The 12,639-nt window shown below is 44.7% G+C and carries 13 protein-coding genes and 1 pseudogene; 8 read left to right on the forward strand and 6 right to left on the reverse strand.

Annotated elements, in window-relative coordinates:
- Positions 1–38: 38 nt before the first annotated feature.
- A complete protein-coding gene (locus ACLTD4_RS13440; protein WP_006776967.1) occupies positions 39–272 on the reverse strand; it encodes a BhlA/UviB family holin-like peptide in 234 nt (77 codons plus the stop codon).
- A 409-nt stretch (positions 273–681) separates the two neighbouring features.
- Between ACLTD4_RS13440 and ACLTD4_RS13445 the strand changes: the two genes are divergently transcribed.
- From ACLTD4_RS13445 to ACLTD4_RS13465, 5 genes are all read left to right on the forward strand, one after another.
- Positions 682–2,910, forward strand: a complete 2,229-nt coding sequence (locus ACLTD4_RS13445; RefSeq protein WP_006771615.1) for a YARHG domain-containing protein — start codon at positions 682–684, stop codon at positions 2,908–2,910.
- Between the two features lie 86 nt (positions 2,911–2,996).
- The gene (locus ACLTD4_RS13450) at positions 2,997–3,236 is read left to right on the forward strand and encodes a sodium ion-translocating decarboxylase subunit beta (RefSeq protein WP_006771614.1); all 240 of its coding nucleotides are present in this window, start codon (positions 2,997–2,999) and stop codon (positions 3,234–3,236) included.
- A 79-nt stretch (positions 3,237–3,315) separates the two neighbouring features.
- On the forward strand, positions 3,316–4,089 hold the full coding sequence (locus ACLTD4_RS13455) for a M23 family metallopeptidase (protein WP_006771613.1): 774 nt from the start codon (positions 3,316–3,318) through the stop codon (positions 4,087–4,089).
- Positions 4,090–4,164: 75 nt separating this feature from the next.
- Positions 4,165–4,356 carry a hypothetical protein gene (locus ACLTD4_RS13460; RefSeq protein ID WP_006778092.1) on the forward strand — a complete coding sequence of 64 codons (192 nt, stop codon included), beginning with the start codon at positions 4,165–4,167 and terminating at the stop codon, positions 4,354–4,356.
- A 58-nt stretch (positions 4,357–4,414) separates the two neighbouring features.
- A complete protein-coding gene (locus ACLTD4_RS13465; RefSeq protein ID WP_006771612.1) occupies positions 4,415–4,936 on the forward strand; it encodes a GNAT family N-acetyltransferase in 522 nt (173 codons plus the stop codon).
- Positions 4,937–5,020: 84 nt separating this feature from the next.
- Here the strand turns inward: ACLTD4_RS13465 and ACLTD4_RS13470 are convergent, their stop codons facing one another.
- Positions 5,021–6,022, reverse strand: a complete 1,002-nt coding sequence (locus tag ACLTD4_RS13470) for an alpha/beta hydrolase (protein WP_259952511.1) — start codon at positions 6,020–6,022, stop codon at positions 5,021–5,023.
- Positions 6,023–6,072: 50 nt separating this feature from the next.
- Here ACLTD4_RS13470 and ACLTD4_RS13475 point away from each other — a divergent pair, with 50 nt between their 5' ends.
- Positions 6,073–6,624, forward strand: a complete 552-nt coding sequence (locus ACLTD4_RS13475) for a TetR/AcrR family transcriptional regulator (protein WP_006771610.1) — start codon at positions 6,073–6,075, stop codon at positions 6,622–6,624.
- A 71-nt stretch (positions 6,625–6,695) separates the two neighbouring features.
- On the opposite strand, the gene ACLTD4_RS13480 is transcribed toward ACLTD4_RS13475, so the two are convergent.
- Both ACLTD4_RS13480 and ACLTD4_RS13485 read right to left on the reverse strand, forming a co-directional pair.
- Positions 6,696–6,878, reverse strand: coding sequence for a helix-turn-helix domain-containing protein (locus tag ACLTD4_RS13480; RefSeq protein ID WP_006778094.1), 183 nt, complete (start codon positions 6,876–6,878; stop codon positions 6,696–6,698).
- Complete coding sequence (locus ACLTD4_RS13485) at positions 6,835–7,593, reverse strand: sigma-70 family RNA polymerase sigma factor (protein ID WP_412331355.1); 759 nt, start codon at positions 7,591–7,593, stop codon at positions 6,835–6,837. The genes ACLTD4_RS13480 and ACLTD4_RS13485 overlap by 44 nt, the downstream gene beginning before the upstream one ends.
- Before the next feature lie 624 nt (positions 7,594–8,217).
- Between ACLTD4_RS13485 and ACLTD4_RS13490 the strand changes: the two are divergent.
- Positions 8,218–9,521 (forward strand): annotated as a pseudogene (locus ACLTD4_RS13490) (TrkH family potassium uptake protein).
- 10 nt (positions 9,522–9,531) lie between these two features.
- Positions 9,532–10,200: a potassium channel family protein gene (locus ACLTD4_RS13495; RefSeq protein ID WP_006771605.1), complete on the forward strand. Its 669-nt coding sequence runs from the start codon at positions 9,532–9,534 to the stop codon at positions 10,198–10,200.
- 130 nt (positions 10,201–10,330) lie between these two features.
- Here ACLTD4_RS13495 and ACLTD4_RS13500 read toward each other — a convergent pair whose 3' ends face one another.
- Positions 10,331–11,770 carry a carbon starvation protein A gene (locus ACLTD4_RS13500; protein ID WP_006771604.1) on the reverse strand — a complete coding sequence of 480 codons (1,440 nt, stop codon included), beginning with the start codon at positions 11,768–11,770 and terminating at the stop codon, positions 10,331–10,333.
- A gap of 161 nt (positions 11,771–11,931) precedes the next feature.
- Positions 11,932–12,639: LytR/AlgR family response regulator transcription factor (locus ACLTD4_RS13505; RefSeq protein ID WP_412331356.1), on the reverse strand; the 708-nt coding region annotated here is incomplete at its 5' end.

Consider the following 12,639-nt stretch of genomic DNA (forward strand, 5'->3'; position numbering starts at 1 on the left):
TTGGATTAGAAAATCGCAAAGAGAGCCGTTTTAATTCGCTAATCGGACTTTTCTTTGAGGACAGCTTGAATAGTATCGAGTTTTTCATTTACTGTATTTACGATGGAAAGCTTTACCGTAAGCTGTGTCAATAGTTCCTGGTACTTTCGTTCACGGGCTTCCTGTAATTCGTCTAACTTGTCATTCTTTTTTATGGTATATAGCAGCAGAAAAACAAATAATACTGCCCAAATTCCCTGGGACTGCACCAGATTGACGATTAATTCTTCCAATATTCAACATCTCCTTTCTGTAAGTTTATAATCTAATAAGAGCAAAAATATAGATTATGGAAACCGTACATGAAATTATTTAAGAGAAAAAATATTAGCTGAATATAACATCACTGGTGATCTGATGGCAGTGCCTGATTATTACCACCTGCCTGCCCCATTAAATTTCTATTAATTATAGGGATAGGGTCTTGCTATTTTATGTATTATCCGGTATGATAAGACAAATTTTGAAAATAGAGGACTTTATGGACACCGCCATGGATGACGCTGCCCGGTTACCCGATTTAAGTGTATATCTTATGACATTATATACGCGCGGCCTGCGTCTTTTTGAGATGCTGGGTCGCGCTTTTTCTCTGTTTTCCGGTAACAAGGGGATGAATTTACAAACAACAAGGAGACGCTTATGAAGAGAAGCAGGCTATGGCTCTTATTTCCCATACTGTCAGTATTTATGATTATTTTTGCTTTCTGGCTTTCACGTCAGGAAGGGAGCTACAAACAGACCATAGAGCTTTCATTTGAACCTGTCCAGGATACGTTCACAATAGAGCTTCAGGCCGAAGAAAAATATATGGAGCCTCATGTGAGCCATGGGGACGCAGAGTTAATGTGGGAAAGTGCAACGGGAAATGGGAAAAGCTATTTAAGAATGAAAGGAAAACTCCCGGAGCATCGGCTTGGAAAGCCTGTTGCGCTGCGTATCGAGAGCGACTCAGGAAATAGAATCAGGGAAATGGAAATACTGTCCGTCAGCGGGATATCTGCGGCCGGCTGCCATATTGATGTGGTGAAAGACGATACCTGGCCGCTCTATGTTGGTTTTTCCATCGCCTTAATTGCCGCCATGGCGGTTTTGCTGGCCGGAAGCTTTGGAGTGATAAAGAAGAGGAAGAAGTTTGCTTATGCGTTAGAACTGGCGGAGGGATTGAGGGATGATCCGTCAGCCGGGGACTGTTTTAAGGAGGGACAAAGATACTTTCTTGCAGTTGAGAGAATGTGTATTGTGGATACTCTATCGGGGATGCTTTTCGTATGGATTTCGGTCCTGTGGGTTTACCGGCGGTCTTACAGTCCGGGCTGGTCTCGGGCAATCAGCTGGTTTCTGCTTGCAATGGCCGCATTTTTCATAATTACTTATTTTCTTCGGATTTACAGAAACCGGATAATGCTGCGCCCGCTGCTCTGCGAAAACCGTCCTTTAAGCGCTTCTGCGGCCTGTCTGCTGTCTGGAATCAATGGAATCGGAAATATGAAGGAACGGGCGATTTCCTTGCACAATGCCGCGGTGGGATTATACCGCAGCGGCCGGGTCAGAGAGGCTCTGACACTGGAAGATCTGGCATGGAAGCTGGCAGGAAAGCATAAAGGCGCCATGCTCTGTTTCCTGCACAGCGATCTGCGCAGCGCCTGCCTGCGCTGTTTGGGAGAAGAACAAGCGGCTGAAAGAGAAGAACTAAAGCTGGAGATTATGCTTGAGGAGACGCCGTGGCTCTGTAAGAATAAAGATATTCAGATGCGTTCACTGTCCGCAAAGATTCGCGGTCTGATAAGTGGAGGTGATTTGGAGCAGGCTGAAATAGAAGGGAACTATTATTTAGACCGCTGCCACAATGATTACCACCGCCTTCCTATGTTGGCTATGATAGCAGAGGTGAAGGAAATGCTTGAAAAGCCCCTGGAAGCGGCTGACTTGCGGAAACGTCTGCTCAGTTACAGTCCTGAAAATCATGAGGTCTTAAAGGCTATGGCCTACGGACCCTGCACTTATTCATATACCAGGCTGAAGGCGCATGACTTTACCGGAATTATATTACGAGCGGCTTATGTGCTGGCTGTCATGTTCTTTCTGTTTCAACTGGCAGACGGGGCAACTCACTCCAAAGGACAGGAAGACAGTCCTGTTTACACAGAAACGGAAATGTCCTCGTCTGCCGGGATAGACAACCGGGAAACTACACCGTCTGCTCTGAAAGAAACGGCGTCCGGGGAACCTGCGGAATCCTTAGTTAGAAAGGCGGCGGATTTTTCCATCACCTACCCGGAGAACTGGGACGGACTCTATGTTGAGAAGCCTTTGGAAGGGGGCGGAATTTCAGTTTTCCAAAAAAGTTCTTTTGAACAGAACGGGGACGGGCTGCTGTTCTCGATCCGTATTTTTAATAATGGTGATTATGTGAATGAACCAGACTATGAGATCTTAGGCTATGACGGAGCGAATGTATATGCTATGAGCTTGCCTACGGATGTGACCTTTCTTTTAGAAAATGAACAGGTACAGCATGAGTATGAACAAATGGTGTGGGACATTGAACCGGTTAAGTACAGCTTTCGCATAGATTCCGATTCAGCCCGGTATGACGGCAGCGAATTTATATTTCCAAACAGCAGCGATGCCGCTCTGAACGAGGCTAATTTGCTGAATTTATCCGCGCAAAGGCTGCGGATTGCGAAAAACGAGATTTACGCGCGGCACGGGAGGCGCTTTACGGATATGGAACTGCAGCAATATTTTAATAGTTGTAGTTGGTATGAGGGTAAAATTGAGCCTTCTGAGTTTACAGACGACCTTTTAAACGAACTGGAGAAGAAGAATGTACAGTTGATTCAGAAGCAGCAGGAACGTATGGAGTAGCGGATAGTTATAAGAAAATATCAAATCTACAGTAGGCGCTATTTCATAAAATAAATAAGCATGGGAATATACAAAAAGGAGTTTCTATGAAAGTGAAAAAAGTTTTGGGGATTATAATGGGTATATTGGGAACTATTTTGGTAATTATTGAGATTCTATTGAAAATGAAAGAAAGTATGTCCATATCTGTTATAGGCGGTGCAGATGGGCCAACTTCTATATTTTTAGCTGGCCGAATAGGCGGGAATATATCTATTTTAATAATTATTTTGGGAGTGATTCTTATGGTTATAGCAGGATTCATTCTTTTTAAGCGTAAGCACTGACTTCCGATGCTCTTTCTTCTTAATAGGTTTGTTTGATATAATTGGCTTAATCAGAAATAGCGGAGGTGGTGTAATATAAATGAATGGTTCTGTACTGATACAATCCTTAAAACAGTTATGGGGTATTATTGTTCTGGAATATAAATATCACGGCGATCTTCCCAGTATTGAAAGCTATCATCCGCAGGTGAAATATGCTTTGCCCTTTAGCGGTGAGTGGGTAGTTGTAAATGGCGGGGTAACTGAAAAAACCTCTCATTCCTGGGAGATACCAACGCAAAGATATGCTTATGATTTTGTTATCCTGGATGGCGCCGGCAGCAGCTTTCAGGGAGAAGAGACAGAAGCAGGTTCCTTTTATTGTTATGGCAGGGATATTTTAGCTCCGGCAGACGGCACGGTGGCGGAAATTTGTACCGGGAATCCGGATAGCAGGATCACGAAGAACAGGGCCGCCTCATGCAATGCCCGTGATATTCGGGGAAATTACGTTCTGATTTGTCATTCTGATGGTGAATACTCCTTGCTGGCCCATCTTAAACCTGACAGTATACGGGTGTCTGTGGGGCAATCCATAAAAAGGGGAGAGAAGATCGCTGAATGTGGAAATTCGGGGAATACCTCGGAGCCACATCTCCATTTTCAGGTACAGTTGGGAAAAAGCTTTTATTCCTCTCCCGGGCTTCCGGTTGAATTTGAAAATATCAAAGTGAAGAAAACTTTGAATTATGAGAAGTTTGATGATAGATATTTGAAGGAATATAGTGAAAATTATTATCCGCCGTTTATTGGAGTTGGGCAGACGGTCTATAATGTTAATACCGAAGGTTGGAACCGTGATTCGATTATTTAATAGGGGAATCAAACTTCATAGAAGGCAGGTCTGACAGGGTAACTAAATAGCGCTGTAGGTTAAGAGGAGGACTTTATGAAACAATTTGTACTGTATGCATTACTAAAGGCATTTGTGATTTCTGTTGGCTTTGATTTGGTGTGTCTGATTTATGGGGTAGTATCCGGCAATCCTTACAGAATAACCTTAGCGGGTGGAGTAATATGTTTCCTGGTATTGTTCTTTGTTGAACTAATTGAGTGTTTATGGAAGAGCCGAAAAAAGTAACAGGTTTTATAATTTGATAGCCGATTTCTTCGAGATGATTGATATGAGGTAAAACAATATGGAGTTTAGAAGATTAACAGACAGCAATCATGCCATGTATCATCAGGCGATGGATCTATACCAGGCCAGCTTCCCGATTCATGAGCAAAGGGAAAGTCATGTACAAACCTGTATTATGGGAAATGAAGCATATCATTTTAATTTGATTTATGAGAACGATATGTGGGTCGGTATGATTCTCTGGTGGGAGACGGCAGAGTTTATCTATGTAGAGCACTTTTGCATCCTGCCGAAAATGCGCGGTAAAAAGTATGGGCAGAAGGCATTGGAGCTTTTAGACGGGGAGCGAAAAACAGTCATTCTTGAAATCGACCCTCCTACTGATGATGTATCCGTTCATCGCAAGCAGTTCTATGAGCGTTCGGGATACCAGGCCAACAGGTATTCTCATGTTCACCCGCCCTATAAGAAGGGCTTTAAAGGGCATGACCTTGTTGTGATGTCCAGTCCGGATCAACTGTCGGAAGCAGAGTATCGCGCTTTTAACAGTTATTTAAGTGCGGTAGTCATGAAAAGTTAAAACCTGGCAATCAGGCAGTAAGACACCATATAACAGTTTTTATAGGGCCTTACCGCCTTTTTATTTTTACGAATCAGAATATGTCTATAAGTTCTGTTCTAAAAACTGTATACATGCCTGCTCCATCTGCTTCAGACCAATCGCTTCCATTGGAAAATGACCGGCGCCTTCCAGGATTACAGTCTGTTTTTTACAAGCCAGGCGATTGTAAAAGAGATTGCTTAGCTTTATATCTGTCCAGCGGTCATCTCCAGGATGTGACAGTAAAACCGGACACGCTGTAAATTGTTCAGGTTCTATTCTTATTTCAGGATTGAGCATGGAATATATAAAGTTTATCGGGACTCTCACGCCAGAGGATTTCTTATCTTTCATAAGAATCCGGGCTACCTCTTTCTGATTGACTATGGCTTTCATATTTCCGATCCACTTCATTGGAATTTTTACTCTGCCGGCAAAAGTGTGCATAGCTGTCATAAGGGGCTTCGCCATAAGCCCCAATAATGGATTTCTAGCTGAGTTCCTGGTGACGGTTTTCTCCCGCTGATCGAGAATACAGGAGACAATCAACCCTCGGATATTTTGACTTTTACAAGCAATCTGATAAGCTAACATTCCTCCGGCGCTAAATCCAAACAGGAATATGGGTAAGCTCTCATTACTCTGATAATATTTTACTATTTCTACGCTGCATGAAACCCAGGTGTCATACGTTATGTCCTTTATATAGCAGGTACAGCCGTATAAAGGTAAATCCGGGCAGATTACCTCAAACCCGGCTCTTGCCAGTGGCAGGGCGATGCAGGAAAGTAATCGTCCATTTCCCCCAACCCCATGAAACAGTATCAGCCGGCCCTTGGACACAACTGGCTTGTAGTGGTCGATATGTATGTCCATGCCAAGGATCGGTATAAAATACTCTTCAGGCAGATTGTTCGTAGTTAACCGATTGCTTTTAGGTAAATATGGTTGAAGCATTCTCCAGAACGGATCGCAATGATAAGTTTGTATGTTTGTTTCCTCCTTTAAATTAACTGTCCCACTTGTGGCACTTATGATTTTATAGTACAATAAGAATCCAGTCAACTATGTTAAAGCAAGTTCCACATTTAACGTAATATGTGGCAGGAGGCATTATGAAAGCGCTGAAAGAAAACCCGATTGCAGCCCAATCAAAGCAAATGATATTAAAAGCATTGCTGGAGTTAATGGAGTGTAAAGCCTATAACAGCATTTCCATCAAGGAACTGGCGGAGTGTGCCGGGCTTGACAGAAAAACCTTCTATCGTAACTTTAAGTCGAAGGAGGAGGTGTTGTATTTACGTCTCCATGAATTGTGTCAGTTATATATAAAGGAATTGAAAAAGCTACCGCAGTTCACCTCATATACGGTATCAAAGGCATATTTTCTTATCTGCCGGCAGAATGCGGATTTTTTTATGCTGTTGAAAAAGAATGATCTGCTTCCTTTGGCATTACTTAAATTCAATGAGTATTTAGAGGAATTGATTACTTTATTCCTCGACGATCCTGTATACAGGAAGAAATCTCAATACGAGATTTACTACCAGGCAGGTGGGTTCTGGAATGTCACGATTCGGTGGCTGGAAGAAGGCGCAAAAGAAAGTCCGGAAGAAATGGCACAGATGATAGGCGCTATCATGCCGCCGCTTAAAGTTGAGGAGTAAGAAAAGCCTGATTAATGAAAAAACAGGGGATAGTCTGAAGCATTTACGCTTTGAAACTATCCCCTTAGTGCTTAAACCCTAAACTGAATGATACACTTTAATAATGTTATACTAAGTTCCTGGAACAAATCTTCATCGTAGCTGCCGTCAATAATTGAATTTTTGATAAGCAGCGGCCGGTACATCTCCAAAATTTCAGCGATAGCCGGCTCATTTCCTGCTTTTGCCTGCTTCAGAAGTTCCATAAAATCCATTTCTGCCTTCTCCCATCCTCTGTTTGATTTTTTGAATCGTGCGGTAATAAATAGCGGCTGCGCCTTTATAAGTGATTCCTAACTCTGCGGCAAGCTCCTCAAAGCTCTTATCCTCCAGGGCGTGTGAAAGAAAAACGTGCCGCTCACGGTCTGTTATCTGTTTCAGCGCATAAATAAGCGAATCATTTTCCAACTGCATAGGAAGCGGCAAATTATGATACACTTGCTCGTCATATTCTAAATCCCAGGCTTCGTCCTCCATAGAACATTCCATACGGAGTTTCCTGTTTCTTTGGTTCATGTAATCTTTTCGGCGTCTGTTTACAGCCGTTACCAGATATGATGTAAAACGGTTCTGCAGTTTCTCTGCTTCTCCCTGTCCATTATTTCTCTGCCACATGGCGTTTCCTCCATTTTCAAGAATTGTTGTGCGATTCTTGAAAAATGGAGGTCCGCGGCAGCGGGTGGGGACTTTAAAACAAAGAAAGCAGCCATGAGTACGCCAATATGCGTAAACGGCTGCTTTTCTGACTGATACATTGAGAAGTTCAATAGTTAGCCCATCACTTCTTAAAAGTGGTGGTATCCGTATAAATACAGATACTTTTTCTTGAAGTAATCTAAAAAGTCCTATTGGGTCAAGTATCCTGAAAGCTGTGTGTCGTGGAGCTGTATGGCTTTTGAACAGCTCAATGTTGTGGATATATCTATCCATAACATTGCTCCTAGCCCGCAGCTATGCGGACGGCACACAGGCGGCGTCTCATCCTTTTTCTTGGATTTGGCAGCACGAGCTGCCACCCTGCCGATATATTTTTTGTTGTTTTTAAAGCGAGACGGGACTTCCTGCAAAAGAACAGGGAGATCCCGGCATTTTATAAATGACAAGTCCCCCTATTGACATTTCCGTATTCTATTGTGGTATTCTGACTGTGTCTGCTCCTCCCCAGTTATATTTAAGCTGCCATAAGTAAATTTTATTAGGAAAGTGTTAGATAAACGTGAGTTAATTGTGAGTAATGTATAAGACCGTTCGACAAATTTTGCACGTCAGATATTTGGGTCATGAAAATGAATAAATATAAAGACAGTCTAAAGTTTTTATAAACAAACAAATTTTGGCTTGCGATTCCACCCTCCGTCCCGTATAATAGGCGCAATATCTGTTTTACGGAAAGGAGGAATACGATACCATGGACAACGCCGCAGGCGACGCTGCCCCTTGTACATACGCTCAAAACATGAATTGTTATGATACTACGCACGTCTTGCGCCCTTTTGCGTCCAAGAGGTGCTTTTTTCGTGGTAAAAGCATCTGCGGTATTTCGATGGTCAACTTATGAACCGATTATTTCAGTATTTGAAAGGTCTTCCCCCGGGACGTTTGATAACTTTGGGGTTTGCAGCGGTGATCTTATTTGGAACCTTTCTGCTGCTGTTGCCGGTGTCTGTGAATCCGGGCATGAAGGTAGAGGTAATTGACGCCCTCTTTACATCTACAAGCGCAGTCTGCGTGACAGGTTTGATTGCCATAGATACCGCCGACCATTTTACCGCATTTGGACGGGCTGTGGATGGCCGCTGATCCAGATTGGAGGACTGGGGGTTACCTCTGTCGGCGTGGGTTTCATTTTAGCAGCCGGTAAACGGGTAGGCTTTAAGGGCAGGGCGCTGGTGAAGGAAGCATTAAATGTGGACAGCTCCAAAGGTGTAATACGGCTGGTTAAGGCGATCCTGCTTATGACGCTGTTATTTGAAGCGATGGGAGCAGCCTTGAGCTTTATCGTATTTGTACAGGATTATCCGCCTTTAAAGGCTATGGAAATCAGTATCTTCCACTCGATTGCGGCCTTTAATAATTCCGGATTTGATATCCTGGGAGGGCTGCAGAACCTGATACCATATCAGACGGACGTATTGCTGAATCTGGTGACCTGCGGTCTGATTATTTTTGGCGGTCTTGGTTTCCTGGTTATTCTTGATGTTTTGAAAATGAGGTCTTTTAAAAAGCTCTGTCTCCATTCAAAGGTTGTTATTACCACGAGCGTGATTCTTCTGGCGGCTGGCACGCTGCTTTTAAAAGCAACCGAGGATATATCATGGCTGGGAGCATTTTTTCAGAGCGTTTCGGCACGAACGGCAGGATTTTCTACATATCCGATTGGAGAGTTTTCTAATGCAGGATTATTTACGCTGACAATGTTAATGTTTATCGGAGCGTCTCCGGGATCAACGGGCGGCGGTATCAAAACCAGTACCTTTTTTGCCCTGTTAGTATCCGTGAGAAGCCTTATGACAAAAAAGCATTACGGAGCGTTTCACCGGAGTATACCGGCAGAAGGAATTTCCAAGGCTTTTATGATTGCGTTTCTGTCTTTTCTGGTAGTGTGCGGCGGAACCTTTCTGCTCTGTGTATTAGAACCGGGATATAGTTTTATACAACTGATGTTTGAAGTGACCTCGGCCTTTGGCACGGTTGGGCTTTCTACTGGAATCACGCCGGAACTGGGAAGTATCAGCAAACTGGTGATAATTCTCATCATGTTTATCGGCAGACTGGGAGCCTTTACGCTTGCTTCCATGTGGGTATGCAGGCAGATGCCTCATGCCAGGTATATAGAAGAATCAATTATTATAGGTTAAGGAGATACAAATGAAAAATACGAAGCACACCACATTTGGAGTGATTGGACTCGGGCGTTTTGGAACAGCGCTGGCGAAAAGCCTGGCGGAAGCCGGCAAAGAAGTAATTGTGGTTGACTGTAATGAGAGTAAGGTCCGGGAGCTGCGGCACTATACGGAACATGCATTTGTCGCGGAGGATTTGACAAAGGAGACTCTGGAAGATATCGGAATTCAGAATTGTGATACGGTCATTATCTGTATTGGGGAAAAAATCGACACCAGTATCCTTACCACCTTAAATGTGGTAAGCCTGGGGATTCCCCAGGTGATTGCCAAGGCAATCAGCCGGGATCAGGGCGCTGTGCTTGAAAAAATCGGGGCGGAGGTCGTCTATCCGGAAAGGGATATGGCTTTGAGGCTTGGGAAACGGCTGGTATCCAACAATTTTCTGGATTACATTTCGCTGGATAATGAAGTGGAGATACAGCAGATTCCCGTTGCGTCTAAAATGGTGGGAATGACTGTGCAGGAGTTTAATATCCGGCAGAAATATGGGCTGAATATTATTGCGATTGAGCGGGGGCATGTGACGGATATCGAGGTGTCACCGCAATACCGTTTTGGAAATGACGATATTATCGTAGTAATCGGAAGGGTTGAAAAAATCAAACGGTTTGAATCGGACATAGAAGATTAAATGTGTAAGGAAGGCTGGAATATCAACCTATGCAGACAGAAAGACTGCCAACGGCTTCCCAGGGGGGAGGAGAGTATACCGCTGGCAGTCTTTTTCTATTCTAATCTGGTGTGAAAAGCAGAGTTAGAATCTAATCAAAATTAACATCTCCAACAGGAAGGGCTATATTTTTACCTTTCCTTAGAATACAGCTATATGTAAACATTCCCAGGCACCCGACCGCGAACAGTATTCCTATTGGATAGGCTACGGAGGTAGAAAGACGCATCCCTTCTTCCGCCATCAGAATATAGGTACAGGATACGGCTGACATAAAGGTTGCCGGTAATGCTGTCACAAGATAAGCTCTTCCGCGTTTTAATAAATACACGCTGGCTGCCCAGAGAGCGATCATAGCCAGAGTCTGGTTACTCCAGGAGAAATATCTCCAGATAATCTGTACGTCTATCTGGGTGAGGAAGGCTCCTACACCTAACAGAGGAACTGTCAGGACCAGGCGGTTTTTAATGGGCTTCTGATCGTAATTAAACCAGTCTGCCAGGGTAAGCCGGGCGCTTCGGTAGGCGGTGTCTGCTGAAGATATAGGACAGGCGATAACGCCAATCATTGCGATAACCGCGCCTATCGGTCCCAGCAGGGTAAAGCAGATTTCATATACCACGGACGCCTGCCCCTGTCCGAGAGCGGCCAGCAGCCCGCCGGTGCCGTTATAGAATGCGGCTCCCGCAGCAGCCCAGATCAGAGCGATAATGCCTTCTGCGACCATGGCGCCATAGAATACGTTTCTTCCGCTCTTTTCACTTCTCATACACCGTGCCATCAGCGGAGACTGGGTGGCATGGAAGCCTGAAATGGCTCCGCAGGCTACAGAGATAAACATAACCGGCCATATGGGAGTCCCGTTGGGGTGAAGGTTCTGCAGGGTGATTTCAGGTATCGTATAATTGCCGCTGAATAAAATCATTCCGCCAACGCCAAGTGCCATCACAATCAGGCAGATCCCGAATATAGGATAGATTTTTCCAATCAATTTATCAATGGGTACAAAGGTTGCAAAAAAGTAATAGACGAGAACAACAATCAGCCAGAAATTCATATCCAGCACTTCCGGAGTCAGCATAGCCAGCAGGTTGGCGGGACCGGTCGAGAAGCTGACGCCTACCAGTACCAGGAGAACAACGGAGAATACGCGCATGACCTGTTTCATTCCGTTTCCCAGATACATGCCGGTTAACTCGGATACGCTGGCTCCCTTGTGGCGCATGGACATCATGCCGATCATGTAATCATGGACTCCGCCGCCCAGAATGGTTCCCAGGGTAATCCACAGGAATACGGACGGTCCCCAGGCGGCACCGGCTAAAGCTCCAAAGATAGGCCCCAGCCCGGCGATGTTTAAAAGCTGAATCAGGAAAATACGGGCGGTTCCCATGGGAACATAGTCAGCGCCATCTTCCATGGCGATTGCCGGCGTGCGGCGGTCATCCGGTCCAAATACTTTTTCGGCGAATTTACCATAAACAAAGAAACCGCCGACTAACAGGAACAGACAGATAAAGAAACTGATCATACGTTACGCCTCCTTTTTTTGATTTATTTTATGGTCTTATTATACAGAAATCATAGAAAATGAAAATATTTTTTGTGGGAAATGTGAAGTTCGACGAGCGAACAGCAGACTTCGGCGCAGAAAAAGGGCTGAAAAAAGGACCGTCATCAGGAAGGCGGTCCTCAAATCTTCATTCTCTGCCGAAAGGCTTTTGTTTTTTCCCTTCCTATGGGAAATATCTCGGAGCCACAGCCCTTCAGTTTCAAAGCCAGTCCATTGTTGGCCCAGGGGAAAACTTCGGAGACAAATGCAAGGTTGACAAGATAGCTTTTATGAATTCGGAAAAAACCGAGGTGAGAAAGCCTCTTTTCATAATCTCCAATCAGGATATTTTCCGCATAGCCGTCTGTCACGGTATGTATCATGCAGCCGCGGCCGCTGGTTTCAATATAGATAATGTCTTTGGTGTCCGTAAAAATCACCTTGCGGTTAAATCTGATGGCGATTTTATTTTCCATCGGGTCTGAAACGGACAGGCTTGCGCCGGGGACAGCCATACACTTTTTCAGGACGCTCCGCAGGCGGTCCGGCTCAACCGGTTTTAAGATGTAATCGGCAGCACCCAGTTCAAAGGCTCTGACTGCATATTCAGAGTAGGCGGTGGCAAAAACAACCGGTACGTCCGGAAGAATTTTCTGCATGGCAGCGGCCAGGGTGGTGCCCTCCATGTCGTTTAAATTGATATCCAGGAAAGCCAGGCAGATATCCGGAGTCGAAAGAAAAAGCTCCAGAGCCGCGGCTCCGCTTGCCGCTTCCAGAATCTCAGCTTCCGGCAGGATATCGGTTATCAGAAAAGCCAGTTCGCTCCGCGCGGGGCGTTCGTCATCGAC

The sequence above is a fragment of the Hungatella sp. genome (genome assembly GCF_046966825.1).